Genomic DNA, 14,152 nt, shown 5'->3' with positions numbered 1-14,152 from the left:
CACAGTGAATTCCAGGCATCAGGTAAACTCTCGCATCAGAAAAACTCTCGTCGTTTTGAACCAGTCATGCTACGTGTCCCAGACACGGCATCGAGTTAGCGACACAGTTTTATACTCGCATTCTGAATTGGAGAAACGGTGAGCATCATACGTGGAAGAAAAATTCGACTCGCGGCTCTTCAGATGGAGTCGCGACCCGGTTCACGTGACGAAAATCTTAGAACTGCAGTGGCAATGCTACGTTCGGCTGCTGAACGTGGTGTGAATCTGGCTTGTTTGCCAGCAGCCTTCGCGACGGGAATGAACCTCCCTTCCGTTCGCCAAGATTCCACAGCAGCGGACGGACCGATAGCTGAGTTTCTTGCACAGCAGGCCCGAAGTTTAGGGATGTACATCGTAGCCGGGGTACTTCTCAACGAAGATCGCGACGTGTTCGATGCTGCAGCGCTCGTGACTCCGAGTGGTGAAATAGCGGGCTGGTATCGACGAACCTGCACATGGGCGGGCGAGGCCGACTACATATCGACTGGGTCGGTGACCCCGGCGATTGACACCGACCTAGGAAGAATCGGGCTATTAGTCGGAAATGATATCAGATACCCTGAGGCAAGCAGGCACTACCTCCTAGATTCGACGGATATCATTGTAACCGTGGCCAATCTTTTCGCGCCATATTCTCATGCCGTTCCTTCGATCGTCCGTGCTCGTGCGGCAGATAATGCGTGCACCATTGTATTCTGTGATTCAGTTGGTAGCAATCGATTTCTACGGATGCCTTATTTTGGACGAAGCATGATCGTGGATGGTCTTGTCTGGGATGCTGCGGGTGCGTCCGACGCAGACGTCTTGGCGGACGCAGGACCTGAGTCCTGGGAGGCCCTGGTGCACGCTGAGATCTCGTTGAAAATGCAGCGCAAGACTAGGGATAAGACCCCGTTTCGGACTGATGCGCAAACGCTTTGGAAGACGATTCATAGGGGGCGGTCATGACGAGGTACTTGGAGGAACCAAAGAAAAATTTGGCAGTCACAAGATGGATCCAGGACGTTTTCGAACTTGTGGTTCTGGACATTCGACAGTTTTTCGCGAATAAGCTTTTCACTGTGTCGACATTCCTTACAAGTGTATCAATGGTACTCTCGTTTGGAGCCGCTACTCGACAGATGAACAGTCCAACAGGAGATGCTTCTAGTTTCTTTGGCTTCGTTTTCCCGGGGATTCTTGCGTGCGGCGTGATGTTTGCCTGCACTTACACCATTGGATACACGATCATCATCGATCGGAGTCGACGCACAATTGAAGATCTGATTCTTTCTCCTCTGTCGTATTCAGGGTTTTTAGTCGCTCGACTCATTGGCGTTCTTTTCAAGTGCTTGCTTCAGTTTGTGACTGTGTTCATAATTGGAATCTTGTTTTTTGAGGCGCGAGTGTCTTCTTGGCCTCTGCTGTTTCTAGCGTTGTTCTCCGGATCTTTCTTTTTTGCTGGTCTGGGGACGTTTGTGGCGTGTTTCACGAATGAGATATCATTTCCCGCAGTCATCAACATTATTGTGATACCAATCATGTACTTTGCAGGAATTTTTTACCCTTTGACAAATTTAGACTGGGTAGGAGAGATTATGGCGCGGCTCCCATTGTCCGCTCATGTTGAAATTTTTCGCGCGGCGCTGGGGCAGGGTCCCTCCCCAAGTATGTTGACGTTGATCGTAGCAGTCTTTTACGGAATTGCTGCCGTGGCAGTGGCTGCGTACACGTTCCGAAGGAGTATTGGCCGTGTTTAGAGGACGAAGCCGACATAGCGAGCACGACGCTACTCTCTGGATCCAGGGATTGGGTTACAGAGTGAGCGATGCCTTCACACTCAGGGACATCTCACTGGCAGTCGAAAGTGGTCAGGCTCTCGCTGTGGTGGGAACCAATGGCGCAGGGAAAACGACCCTTATCCGACTGGTTGCCGGACTCCTCGCCCCTTCTGAGGGCCAGATCCGCATATGTGGAGAGTCTCCCAGGAATTGGGGACGTGTAAGTCAGCATTTGGGCTACGTGCAGCAGTCAAAGGAGCTTCCAGACGGCGTTTCTGTCCGGACCTATCTTCAGCATCAGCTGAGGCTCCGGCGCGCGGCCTTGAAGCGCTATACTGAGCTTGTCCATCGTGCTGGGCTCGTGCAATTTGAGGACCAAGAGGTCAGAACCCTTTCTGGCGGTAACCAGCGCAAGCTGCACATCATCTGCGCAGTCGCTCATCAACCGGATCTGCTTGTGCTTGACGAACCGACGGCTGGTCTTGACCCGACCGCTCAAGAAACAGTGTTGGGGTTGCTGGGGGAGCTGAAAAAAGAAGGCGTGGCTATCGTTTTCGCGAGTCATCACAAAAGCGAACTGGAGGCCTTGGCGGATTCGGTGACTGTCTTGCATCAAGGACGGCAGATCCTGGGTACTTCCTTGACACATCTGTTGGCGGGCGATGCACCGGCTTCACTCATCCTCGAAGCAAACACGCACGAGGAGATTGGCGCTCTGCAGAGATGGGCGGCCAACCTTCCTTCACTTAAGACCTCAGTTCGTCGAGTATGTGCCACGGATGATGGTGTCTTGGTGGAGCTGATAAATCCCCATGATCGATACGCGCTCACCGATCTTGTGAGTGCTGCAAGCTTGGATGGTCTCACTTTGCGACTGGCGAAGCTAAGCACTCCCTCTTTGGCTGATGTGATTGCGCAACTGGTGCAACGTGACGGAAGCGAGTAACGATGAGCATTTTGGTTAAGATTATCAGTATCTCTTATCGGAAGGAATGTCCGGAACGGGATACTGGATGGGGCAGAAAATATTGGTGGTTCAATGAACCTGACATTCAAAAGCATGATGCTGGATGGTTTTACTTTGATAGCACATGTAGATTTTTTTATTTAAGGGAGCCTCGACGGTGTCCACAGCATCTAGGCTCAGGTATATCATTGCTTATTCAAGAAGACCTACAGCCGCTCAAGTTGAATAAAATATCCTTTCCTACGGCTAACGACAGATTGCTCAAGGGGAGAGCGGCGAGTCTGAGTACGAAAGTTGCGAGGCACGAGAACAAGGAGCACATGCGATGAGCGAGCATAGACTTCTGGATCTGGTCGACCGGGTCCCCTTGACCCAGCCATTCCCAGACTTGGTCACAGCACGATCGTATGATCTTGGAATGCGCAAATCAGCGCTTATGGCGTTTCGTGCCCCAGCTGAGCGCATCTTAGACCTCGTCGGTCAAGAGCCTCTCGAGATGATTGAGCTCGGCTGCAACACGGCATTGCTCGGCCTGCACATTGCTGGACGTCTTCCGCGAGCGCAAGTGACCGGATTTGACGAGGTTGCCGAGCTGATCGAAGTGGCTGAAGAGAATCTTGCTTTGGCCATCTGGGCAAATGCAGAAGTGGACATGGAAGTTGAGAAGTCTAGCCTTCATAGGCTTCCCGTTCCAGATAGTTGTGCGGACATAGTGTTTTCATTCTCCTCCATGCATAGATGGAAGCATCCCGTCGAAACTCTGAAGGAGGCGTCGAGAATCTGCCGCCCAAATGGGACGGTCGTACTATGTGACTCGAATCGACATGCTGACGAGGGGTTTATAACGTTTATTCTTCAATTTGTTAAGGAAAGCGGTGACCACTTTATGCGTCAACTTCAAGCTGCCTACACGAAGGCGGAGGCAAAAGCCCTTCTTTTGGAAGCGGGATTGGATGATTGGTATGTTATTGAGGAAGATTTAGGTCTGATAATGTCTTCGCGTCCTTTGAATGGGTGAGGCTGCCGTGACAGAGCAACGAATTGCTGCGGTTCAACTAGAATCTCGGATCGGGCGGAAAGCCGCCAACAAACGTCGAGCTGAGAAGGCAATTAGACGGGCGGCAGGAGAAGGAGCTAAACTCATCTGCCTACCGGAAGCGATCCTCACTTCCGGTGATATTTTGGAAGTGTCTAGCGTCGCCAGCGCCATTCCTGGACCTGACACGGAATGGTTGCACGGCTTGGCTCGAGAGCTGGACATTCATCTTGTAGCGGGTCTTCTCGAACGGGCGGACGGTGGCGAATTTTACAGCACTTCTGTAATAGTAGCACCAGTAGATGGGCTGGTCGGCGTCTATCGTCGGGTGCACCTGCATGAACTTGAACGTCGATATATTTCTGCCGGGGAGAGCTATCCCCATTTTGATTTGCCGATGGGAAGAGTGGGACTCATGCAAGGTTATGATCTCAACTTTTCGGATTGTGCTGCTGCCCATCTAAGGGCAGATGTTGACATTATTGTATGTTCGGCGCTCATTCCGGCTACGTATGCATACGTAGCTGAAGCGCGGATTCTCGTCAGGGCAATGGACGCTGAATGTTTATTCGTTTTTGCATCGGGTGTGGGCACTAACCTTTACGCGGGTTTCAGCTATATGGGGCGAACGCAGATTGTGGCGGATCCCCTGTACCTGGACTGGGAACGCTGCGATTTTATGGATGGGGAGGAAAGATTCGCTGTCCTCGATGAAGAGGAGGGAACTGTCCATGTTGACATTGATTTCGAGCGGATGAGGCGTTACTACTCCAAGGCGTCCCTGAGGACTGACGCGCCTTTGTAGAAGACTGTAAGGTAACCCACACCGTGCTGATGATAAGATTTGAAAGGAGCTCGAAGCAGTCATGAAGGTGCTTCTGATATCTACGAACAAGATCAGGGTTCCTAGGCCCGCGCTACCTATCGGGATGGCGTACATCAGTGCTGCTTTGAAGCAGGCAGGGCATGAGGTTCGAGTGCTGGATCTATTGTGGGAAGCTCGTGAGATCCAAGCAGTGCGGAAGTGTCTTGCCGAGGAACAGTTTGATGTCGTTGGCATAGCTGTCAGAAATCTTGACAATCTCACGTACGTAGATCCTATATTTTTTGCGCCCTTGATAGAGAAGATTGTCATGTGCGTGAAAAAGTACTCTAGCGCCAAAGTGGTTATTGGTGGGACCGGATTCTCTGTCGAACCGATGGCATTTTTTGAGTATGCGCGACCAGACTTTGGCGTGTGTGGTGCCGGTGAAAGTTCGATCGTCATGTTGATAGACCGTCTACAGAAGGAAGGAGATCTGTCAACGGTCCCCGGTCTATGCTACGTCGATTGTGACGGTAACTACGTTCAAAATCACCCAGAATTTTCTTTTAATGAGCGGACGCTGGTACCTGATCGCTCGGTGTATGATCGCCGGTATTTTAGGACAGAAGTGTCGGCTATTTCTGATCTTACGCGTGAGAGCCAACCAGCGATTGAGACCCTCCAAACAAAACGAGGATGCAATCTTACGTGCTCGTACTGCATCATTCGGAAGACCGAGGGAAAGAAGATACGATACCGGGCTCCGGAAGAAGTAGTCTCAGAGATCAGGCGGGCGGTGGTCGAGAATCCTGCGGTGAAAGAATTCGAGCTCGTGGATGCCACCTTCAATTCTCCACCAGACTATGCTTTCCAGATCTGTGAAGAGATGATCCGAAAAGATCTAGACGTTCCTTGGTATTGCCAATTGAGCCCCAACACAGTCACTCCGGAGCTGCTGGATGTCATGGCTGCGGCTGGTTGCATTCGTGTCGATCTTGGGACGGACGCGTTCACGGATGAAGCGCTCAGTAATCTCAACAAGGGGTTTGACATGAGCAAGGTGGTACAAGTTGATCAGTACTTGACCAATAGTCCCATCGAGCACACGCACTGCGTCTTCCTTGGTGGTCCAGGAGAGACGGTTGCTGCCCTTCGAGAATCTCTCGACATTTCGGAGAGATTTTTGAATCCATCTCAGATATACGCGAATTTAGGAATTCGAATACTAAGTGGAACGAAACTTTATCGGCAAGCAGTTGAGGCGGGAATTTTGGAATCGGGACAAAGTGTTTTTACCCCTGCATACTATGTTGAACCTGAGATTAGAAAGGAAGCAAAAATTCTGGAACTGGTACGCGAGAGATACTTGAATCATAAGAATTGGTATCTGTGGTGGGGCTTGCGTGGTCAGTCTTTGTCTGAACGTGCGAATCTGTCTGATCAGGCCGTTCTGGAGATGCGGAGAGAGTACGGGCGGACTATGAGTGGAAAGCCTAGGTTGGTGCGTGCTTATCGAACGAAGTCGAATCTCCAAATTTTGGGGCAGTCGAGAGGACTTACATGAATAGGCTAGTAATTGTCACTCTCGTGCCCCATGCGCGTGGCTTTTTAAGAATGAAACAGATCATGAATTCGTTGCCAAGTAACAGCGATGTTTCTGGAAAATAGTGGTATTCTGGAGCTTGTCGAACAGGAGGGTAGTCGAATTGCTTCGTCAATTAGATGGTGAGGATGTGATTCAGGCTGATGTAGAGGAAAGGTTACTTATTGCGCAGCAAATTTTAGATTCTAGAAAATATTGTGACGGGTGTGATGGTTTTTGCTCTGTTGCATCGGATAGTGGACGAGATCTTAATGATAGATTTTGGAGGTCAGTTGTCCGTGGCTTAAGCCCTACATGCCAAACTGGACACAATGCGATGATCTGTGTAGGAAGCTTCTCTTCCAATTTTTACTGGTCATATGCACCTCATACCAGAGACGAGTGATTGGGGTAGCTCTATGTTCCCATAGGTCCATCGGACTGCTAATGTGAGCTTAGCTAAGTTTGTTTGTCGCAAGGTGTGTGCTGTGGCATTTGATTTGTCTTTGGAGCGTGTTTGGCCAACTACATGGAGTTGATTAATACTCAAGACTGCTACGCAAGAAAGGGCTGTGGATGGCTATGTCGGGTAGTTGATAAATTTCATCCAAATGATGTTATCTGGTCCGTGACTAAAAATTTTTAGAGAGATATTTAAAGGTATTAAGGTATTTTTATATGTTATTAAAAGCTGCTGTAAGAACAAAAGGTAGTGTATCATGTTTTGGAGAAAGTGAGAGGATCATGAGTAAGCCGAAAGTGCGACGTTATGAACATCGTCGCGGAATCCATTGCGAATCAGCTTGCCAAGCGAGAATTCTCTGGACGTATGGTCTTGATATTGACGAGGATGTCGTTTTCGGGCTTGATGGCGGGTTTGGCTTCACATTTTTCCCAGCTCCTGGGAGTGCGCCGGACACGGTCGTCGGGAAGCAGGGGATACTTCCCTTCAAAGCAATGCGTTTGATGGGGGTGGAGACAACATCCCACGCTCCCCGCACGACCGATGGTTTGGCGGGTCTCTTGGAAAAGCACTTAGCGGTGTTGATCCGCGTTGACCTTGGCTTGTTGCCTTATTGGGGGCTTAAAGGGCAAAGCTCGTTTGGGGGATATGTGATCAATATTGTCAGTAGGGATGGCGATGATTTTGTGATTTCTGACAGCGCCTTCGACAGCTTGCAGAAAGTTACTAGTGGCAATCTCCAGACCGCGCGGTCCAGCCGCAGTGCTGCTCCGCTAAATCCGGAAAACCGAGCATATACGTTTAGTATGCCAAGACGCGCTGTCAGGCTAGCGGCGATAGGCCCAGTATCTGTGAGGAATCTTTGTCGAGACGTCCTTCGTTCAGGTAGTCGAAACTTTGGTATCCCGGGGATGCGTCAGTTGATAAAGGCGGCGAGAGCTTGGCCGGCTCAGAAGACTGGCGAGCAAGTAGAGGATGTCGATGCTCGCGGCGACGTTGTAGTAGTTGATGCCCTTGAGCGGCAACTACTCCACCTGGGTCGCGCCATAGAGACATTTGGAACTGGCGGTGGCCTTTACCGCCCGATCATGGAACGCTACTTATGGCGGCTCGCCGAGGAGACTGGAGATGACCGCTACGCGACTGGAGCTGAGTATTTCCATGCCAGCGGAGAGCTGTGGAGCGAACTTGGTCAAGCACTGTTGGCGATTGGGGAAGTTGGGGTCGAGCACTCGGCAGTTGAACGCCTTGCTGGGCTGGTCGTGAGCAGGGTGGGCCAGGCGGTGGAGATCGAAAGCCGGGCCTTGGATGGTTTGAAGATGGTTTGAAGAGGCTATGATTCACAATGAACGCGGTTGGCGATGGGGAACGTTAGAGAATGATGGTCTTGTCGTGGGTAAGAATCGGTGCTGACCTCAGAAACGATGACTAAATGTAGCTTGTATGGCCTCAAGCTGGTGGTGGAAGATTAGTTGGGTTTGTAGGTTGTGTTTGGAGATATGGAAGGATTGTTTGACGCATCATAGGTTCTGGTAGGAATCTATGATTTGTTAGGGCAGCATCATTTAGGAGTTGATGTTGGTGACGTGGTCTTTCAACCTAACCAGCTATTTCGCCTGTGCAGGAAGATCCCTTTCGCGGTGACAGTCTTTTTTGGTAGCAATAAATCGCGGAGCTCGATTAGTAATCCAGCCTGCCGCAAATGGGATGGGTGCCAGACGGCTCGGCTTTCACTTGGTATACTTTTACGTTCCGGGCTGCTGTAATGGTGTCACGCGGTGGTGGTGTCGACCAGTTTGGCCTTCGGCGAACGGGTGAGGTCACCGATGATGAGCTTGGTCACCTACCGGCCTGGCGCATAGCGTTCAGGTCTGATACTTTCGGAACCGGGAGCTGCTGAACAGGATGTTGCGCAGCGCCCCAGATAAGTGGTGCATGGCGGCATCCCGTTAATGGCACCTGTTGGTTGGCTCCGTCAGGCTCCAGAGGAACGCCATACCAGTATGTCGGACAGCACTAAATAGTCGAGTTCAGTGCTGAGGAAGCACAGGATCGCGTCGTCGGGTGAGCAGACGATGGGTTCTCCGGCGATATTGAAGGAGGTGTTTATCAGGCATGGTATGCCAGTCCGAGAGTTGAACTCCTGGAGCAAGGCGGCTAAGAGCGGATTGTCCTTGGGAGAGACGGTCTGAACTCGTGAGGTCATGTCCACGTGGCATGCACCTTGAATCGCCTTCTGATACTTCTTCCGGACTGGTACGACGAACGTCATGTACGGAGAACGAACCTTCTTCCCCATGTCAAATACCTCAGGCGCACGTGTCTCGAGGACGATTGGAGCGAATGGTCGAAAGGGTTCCCGGTGCTTGACTTTTCTGTTGATGGTGTCCTTGATATCGGGAAAACTCGGATTCGCAATGATGCTTCGATTCCCTAAGGCCCGTGGGCCGAATTCCATGCGCCCTTGAAACCATGCAATGATGACTTCCTTCTCGAGGAGGTTAACGGTCTCTTCAACGACGTTCTCCATATGGCGCCATTCAATGGCAGATGCATGACGAATCAATGCCTGATCAATCTCGTAAGGCTGGTAGCTGGGGCCCAAGTAGGGAGAAGTAGATGCGTGCACTGGTTCCCCCAATGCGTTGCATGCATAAAAGGCAGCTCCTAGTGAAACTCCCACGTCGCTCGCGCCAAAACTGACATGAACATCTTTGTATGATGATTTTTCAAGGATACGTGTGTTGTTCACGCAATTTAATGCGAGTCCGCCTTCAAAAATCAAGTTGGATAAACTCGCTCTACCCTGCAATATTTTCACTTGATGATGTGTCACTTGCTCAACAAGATCTTGAGCAGCGGCGGCAACACGTACTCGGTACGAAAATGACTCTCTCGCTCCTTCTTGACCACCGAATATCCTGTCAAATAACTCGTAGTATGAGGCCACCTCGTGTGCTGCGAAAGGGGTGGTATAGGTGCCATCACTTCTTACTTTTAGCACCTCACCCAAAAGAGGGTTTGGGTGAGGTGGATCGCCGTAGGCAGCCAACCCCATCACCTTGTACTCGTCATTGTTTGGAGTGAACCCCAAGTATCGAGTGACAATAGAGTATAGTACGGCCAGCGAGTTTCTGAAGTCCACTGATGTATCATCAAATATCTGCACCTGACCGTCTACGATCTGCCCCATGATGGAGGAAAGCCATTCAGCTCGACCATCGCTAATTAAAAAGGCTGAATCTTCGCATCCGTGCAACACGTGTCCTGTCATAAGATGGCAAAGATGATGAGGCACCAGCATTAGGCGATCTGGCGGAAGTGAAAACCCTGTTTTTTCCATAAAATCCCTGACTCTTGCGTCCGGGCTCAACAGCTTCTCGTGGGTTTCCACCAGCCGTGCCAACCGACTTAACTTGGATCCTGCAGTTGAGGTCGAATCGTCGGCAATTTCGTGGATCATTCTGTCGATAACGTCGTCCGCAAACTGCCACGCAAAGGCGAACATGTCGACCTGGTTTAAGGAAAGACCAGCATGCTTTAGACACCACGTAATGGCCTGCCTCGGAAACGCGGAGGTTCGCTTCTGCCTGTTGAAGCGCTCTTCTTCTGCGGCCGCGACGAGTTCTCCGTCCACGACCAAGGCGGCAGACGAGTCGTGTCCGTAGATCAGGTTCCGGTCGATCCCGGTTGCGCCATAAAGACGGCTAAAAACATCCGCCGCCTTCGCGAATCCGTTGTATCCAAGCACGATCATCTTAAGAACTCCTCGAGGTGTCGCCCGATAACGCCAAGCGTATCGACGCGAACTCGCGCGGCATGCCTAAGCGATCGGAATGGCGTCGATGGCTGCGCTTCGTATCCATGGCACCAGTTTTATGATCATTTCACAGAGGAGCACATCGCAGATCAACGGAGACTCACCAAGTTGCTCATCGCGAGCGTCAAGCAAGATCGAACTCTCGTGAACTGTTCAGAATTAGCAAGTCTGCTCGTCAGGGTTGCGGGACTGAACCTTCATCGTGCAGCTTCGGGAGTGTTCGGGTAAGCAAGCTGGACGCGGCGAAAGCCGATGCTGGTTGTGTATCGGCCGATGCTAGTTGTGTATCGAAAGGGTAGGAGCACCACAAGTGAGTACACCATCCAACAACGTGTGGGCGCCAGCGCAGGTTCCTGTGGGTGAGCCGGGAGTGCCCACCCATTGGTTGAACCCGATTCCGAGCCTCCCGGAACCTCTTCCACCGGTGGTTGACGATTCCGAGGATCAGTATCGTATGAAGCTTCAGCGACGGATCCGTCTCCAATCGATGCTGGCCCTGGATGCGGATACCAACTCCCTCATCCCAATCCCTGAGGCTGTACGCGAGGACTTGGCGAACATTGGTCGACCCACGCCCTTGACCCGAGCTCGTGCACTGGAGAGGCGGTTGGGTACCCCAGCCCAGATCTATTTGAAGCGGGAGGACACGCTGCCCACAGGTGCTTTCAAGCTGAACTCAGCCATGGCTCAGGTCCGGGCAGCCAAGGAGGAGGGCGCTGAGCGGCTGGTTACCGAAACTGGTGCGGGGCAGTGGGGCCATGCGGTGGCTTTCGCTTGCGCGCGCCTCGGGCTCCATCCGACCATCTTTTGGGCGGCGATTTCTGCGCGTCAGAAAGCGAGTCGTCACGCACTCCTCGAGCTCCTCGGTGCCCGTGTGGAGTCTTCCCCTAGTTCTGTCACCGAGCTCGGCAGGAGGGTCGGCTCAGACCCAACCATGGTCAACGGTTCCTTGGGTCTCGCCATAGGTGAGGCAGTGGAATATGCTGCGGGACATCCTGAAACCAGGTACATTTCTGGCAGTAATGTTCCGCATGTTCTCATTCACCAGTCAGTCATCGGATTGGAGACGAAGGCGCAGCTTGCCGCATTGGGGGTGAGTCCTGACGTTTTGATCGCATGTGTTGGGGGAGGGAGTAATCTGGTTGGCTTTATGGCACCATTTTTCGATGACAAGGCAGCTCGGGGAGATGATCTTCGATTCGTGGCCGCTGAGGCTGCAACTTCGCCTCGGCTCACCAAGGGGCGCTATGAGTACGATTATTCAGACCTGGGTTGCAACACGCCTATGGTCAAGTCGTACACGCTGGGCAGAGACTATGAGCTGCCCCCAACACATGTGGGCGGGCTTCGTCAGCACAGTGGGTCGCCAATCGTTGGAGTCGTACACCATGCCGACCTTCTCGAGGCTCGCGCCTACGAGGAAAAGGACATCTTCGCAGCTGGTCATGCACTGCTGATGGCGGAACAGATACTGATTGCTCCGGAGTCGTGTCATGCGCTGCTTGCCGGCATCGAAGAAGCTTTGGAGGCAAAGCGCGCTGGGGAGGCCAGGGTCATTGTGATCTGCGTGAGCGGAAGCGGGACGCATGACTTGGAAGGATACGTCGAGAAGGTGATTAAACAATGACAAATGTTACAGTCTCCGCGCTACGTCGGCTGAGCACGGCTTGCGACCCAGCAGTGGACCTCTGGCTGGGGTGCGGTGTGGCAGAATTATTTCCTAAGAGACTCATGGAGTACGAGCACGACCGGGTCTTCCTTGTGACGTCGGAGAAGCTGCGTGGTATCGCGGATCGCCTCCATTCGCTGCTCACTGATGGGGGAGTCTCGGTTGCACCTGTCATGCTCATACCCGAGGGGGAGCCGAACAAGAACTGGAGAACCCTACAGGGGCTATTAGAGGCCCTGGTGCAGTCTGGATGCACGAAGAGTTCCGTCATCGTCGGAATTGGTGGTGGGGTCGTGAGCAACGTGACTGGCCTCGCAGCTGCACTCTTGTATCGGGGCGTTGATTTTGTGGAAGTCCCTACGACGTTACTCAACCTAACCGACGGGGTTCTTAGTAATAAGCAGGCAGTGAATGGGGGTCAGGGAAAGAACCAGTTCGGTGTATATCATGCACCGATCTTTGTTTGGGGGGACACTGCGTACTTGCAGACTGAACCCATTGAACAGTGGCGAAGCGGGGTAGTGGAAGCTGTCAAGAACGGGCTTATTAACGATGCAGGCTGGTTCGACCATCTTGAGTTGGTTCTAACGCCGGATCTTTCGTGCGTGCGAGATGATCCAGTTGGCTTTTGTGCGGACCTCATCTCCTCGAAGGCCCAGATTCTTGACAAGGACCCCGGTGAGCGGGAGCGATGCATGGTCTTGGAATACGGGCATACTGTCGGTCACGCAGTGGAGTTCTTGATGGATGGACAGTTGCTGCATGGAATGGCGGTGGGGGTCGGTATGTGCGCAGCGGCCAAGATTGGTTCCCGGCTAGGAATAACTGATGACGACGTTCTTCCTCGTCAGGAAGAAATCCTCGGCAAGGGACTCGGTTGCCCCATTGATGTGCCCGCAAATTGTGCCCCTGATGCTATTACCGACATTGTGCGTACTGACAACAAGCGTCGTGGTAGTTGCGATGCTCGGATGGTCTTTGTGGAGAAGGTCGGAACCGTGCATGAGGTAAATGGTGAGGTCGAGGTGACCGTGCCGCACTCTCTACTTCTCGAGGTACTTCAGTGTAGCAGGAGGGCCTAGACCGGTGGCACGTAGTCATAGATGCTGCTCCACCCACTTGAAGTTTGTTGACCGTGAGCCTCTCAACCATCTAACGGTATCTAAGGAGACACCATGATCCAGTTGGCGTATAATCTAAATGGACTACGGAGTATGCCCCTGAATGAGGCCTGTACACGCGTGGCCGATGTTGGCTTCGCTGGTGTGGAGTTGTCGTTACATCCGAGCCATCTTGATCCTTTTTCGTGTCGGACCAGGGATCTGGTGGAGCTTCGGCGAGTCGCGGGAGACCTCGGGCTGAAAATTCCTTCACTTGCTGCGGGCGCGGACAACCTGTTGAGTTCCCAAAGATTTGAGCCTTCCTTGGTATCCCCATCGGCGGATGGAAGGAGGCAGAGGCTGGAATTGCTCCGGAGGGCAATAGTGATTGCAGAGGAATTGCAGATTCCCAATTTAAATTTCGCCACCGGAATCCTGAACCCAGAAATTTCAAGAAGTGTTGCATTTGAATGGTTAATGGAGGGGCTTGGTCAGTTGCTGGAACTAAGCGAAACGGTGACCTTGATCATGGAACCCGAGCCTGGGTTCTTCCTGCAACGCAATGCCGAAGTGGCTGATCTGATCGAGGAGATCGGACATCCTCGCTTTCGTCTCGCCCAGGACTTGGGACATACACGGGTGGTGGATAATGACTATTTGAGCTCTGTTCGGGAATACTTGGATGTGTCCCCCGTGATACAAGTCGAGGACATCAAGGGACGGGTACACAATCATGAGATTCCGGGCGACGGAGACATCGATTGGACAGCATTCGCCGACCTATTGGCAGATGCGGGCTGGTCGGGATGGTTGAGTGTGGAACTTTATAACCAAGAAGATCGGTTGGATGATGCCCTGCGTCGAAGTTTTGAAATCCTCCAGTCTGTGGTCGTCCGGTGAGGTTTGAT

Annotated in this window: 11 protein-coding genes; 10 read left to right on the top strand and 1 reads right to left on the bottom strand. The window is 52.2% G+C overall.

From position 1 onward, the window contains the following. Positions 1-138 precede the first annotated feature (138 nt). The 7 genes from HMPREF1531_RS14385 to HMPREF1531_RS04020 all read left to right on the top strand — a co-directional run bounded on the left by HMPREF1531_RS14385 (position 139) and on the right by HMPREF1531_RS04020 (position 7,983). Complete coding sequence (locus HMPREF1531_RS14385; RefSeq protein ID WP_016668636.1) at positions 139-990, top strand: carbon-nitrogen hydrolase family protein; 852 nt, start codon at positions 139-141, stop codon at positions 988-990. Then, positions 987-1,781, top strand: a complete 795-nt coding sequence (locus tag HMPREF1531_RS04045; RefSeq protein ID WP_016668635.1) for an ABC transporter permease — start codon at positions 987-989, stop codon at positions 1,779-1,781. The genes HMPREF1531_RS14385 and HMPREF1531_RS04045 overlap by 4 nt, the downstream gene beginning before the upstream one ends. A gap of 61 nt (positions 1,782-1,842) precedes the next feature. Continuing rightward, on the top strand, positions 1,843-2,748 hold the full coding sequence (locus HMPREF1531_RS04040) for an ABC transporter ATP-binding protein (protein WP_198010984.1): 906 nt from the start codon (positions 1,843-1,845) through the stop codon (positions 2,746-2,748). 439 nt (positions 2,749-3,187) lie between these two features. Continuing rightward, the gene (locus tag HMPREF1531_RS04035) at positions 3,188-3,787 is read left to right on the top strand and encodes a class I SAM-dependent methyltransferase (RefSeq protein WP_198010983.1); all 600 of its coding nucleotides are present in this window, start codon (positions 3,188-3,190) and stop codon (positions 3,785-3,787) included. Further along, positions 3,780-4,610 (top strand): carbon-nitrogen hydrolase family protein, encoded by an 831-nt coding sequence (locus HMPREF1531_RS04030; protein ID WP_036897174.1) that lies wholly within the window; start codon positions 3,780-3,782, stop codon positions 4,608-4,610. The genes HMPREF1531_RS04035 and HMPREF1531_RS04030 overlap by 8 nt, the downstream gene beginning before the upstream one ends. Positions 4,611-4,671: 61 nt before the next feature. After that, on the top strand, positions 4,672-6,174 hold the full coding sequence (locus HMPREF1531_RS04025; RefSeq protein ID WP_016668630.1) for a B12-binding domain-containing radical SAM protein: 1,503 nt from the start codon (positions 4,672-4,674) through the stop codon (positions 6,172-6,174). 762 nt (positions 6,175-6,936) lie between these two features. Next, on the top strand, positions 6,937-7,983 hold the full coding sequence (locus tag HMPREF1531_RS04020) for a BtrH N-terminal domain-containing protein (RefSeq protein ID WP_036897171.1): 1,047 nt from the start codon (positions 6,937-6,939) through the stop codon (positions 7,981-7,983). Between the two features lie 647 nt (positions 7,984-8,630). Here the strand turns inward: HMPREF1531_RS04020 and HMPREF1531_RS04015 are convergent. Next, positions 8,631-10,412: a carbamoyltransferase family protein gene (locus HMPREF1531_RS04015; protein ID WP_016668628.1), complete on the bottom strand. Its 1,782-nt coding sequence runs from the start codon at positions 10,410-10,412 to the stop codon at positions 8,631-8,633. 373 nt (positions 10,413-10,785) lie between these two features. Here HMPREF1531_RS04015 and HMPREF1531_RS04010 point away from each other — a divergent pair, with 373 nt between their 5' ends. From HMPREF1531_RS04010 to HMPREF1531_RS04000, 3 genes are all read left to right on the top strand, one after another. Then, positions 10,786-12,102 (top strand): TrpB-like pyridoxal phosphate-dependent enzyme, encoded by a 1,317-nt coding sequence (locus HMPREF1531_RS04010; RefSeq protein ID WP_016668627.1) that lies wholly within the window; start codon positions 10,786-10,788, stop codon positions 12,100-12,102. A 53-nt stretch (positions 12,103-12,155) separates the two neighbouring features. After that, on the top strand, positions 12,156-13,226 hold the full coding sequence (locus HMPREF1531_RS04005; RefSeq protein WP_198010982.1) for a 2-deoxy-scyllo-inosose synthase: 1,071 nt from the start codon (positions 12,156-12,158) through the stop codon (positions 13,224-13,226). A gap of 93 nt (positions 13,227-13,319) precedes the next feature. Further along, complete coding sequence (locus HMPREF1531_RS04000; protein WP_016668625.1) at positions 13,320-14,144, top strand: sugar phosphate isomerase/epimerase family protein; 825 nt, start codon at positions 13,320-13,322, stop codon at positions 14,142-14,144. The last annotated feature ends 8 nt before the right edge of the window (positions 14,145-14,152 follow it).

The organism is Propionibacterium sp. oral taxon 192 str. F0372, assembly GCF_000413315.1.
GTDB lineage: Bacteria > Actinomycetota > Actinomycetes > Propionibacteriales > Propionibacteriaceae > Brooklawnia.
This window is presented reverse-complemented; position numbering and strand designations above follow the sequence as displayed.

Excerpts from the sequence above, each read along its gene's own strand:
- HMPREF1531_RS04045 (WP_016668635.1), top strand. The coding sequence starts at position 987 with ATGACGAGGTACTTGGAGGAACCAAAGAAAAATTTGGCAGTCACAAGA.
- HMPREF1531_RS04035 (WP_198010983.1), top strand. The coding sequence starts at position 3,188 with ATGCGCAAATCAGCGCTTATGGCGTTTCGTGCCCCAGCTGAGCGCATC.
- HMPREF1531_RS04030 (WP_036897174.1), top strand. The coding sequence starts at position 3,780 with ATGGGTGAGGCTGCCGTGACAGAGCAACGAATTGCTGCGGTTCAACTA.
- HMPREF1531_RS04025 (WP_016668630.1), top strand. The coding sequence starts at position 4,672 with ATGAAGGTGCTTCTGATATCTACGAACAAGATCAGGGTTCCTAGGCCC.
- HMPREF1531_RS04020 (WP_036897171.1), top strand. The coding sequence starts at position 6,937 with ATGAGTAAGCCGAAAGTGCGACGTTATGAACATCGTCGCGGAATCCAT.
- HMPREF1531_RS04015 (WP_016668628.1), bottom strand. The coding sequence starts at position 10,412 with ATGATCGTGCTTGGATACAACGGATTCGCGAAGGCGGCGGATGTTTTT.
- HMPREF1531_RS04000 (WP_016668625.1), top strand. The coding sequence starts at position 13,320 with ATGATCCAGTTGGCGTATAATCTAAATGGACTACGGAGTATGCCCCTG.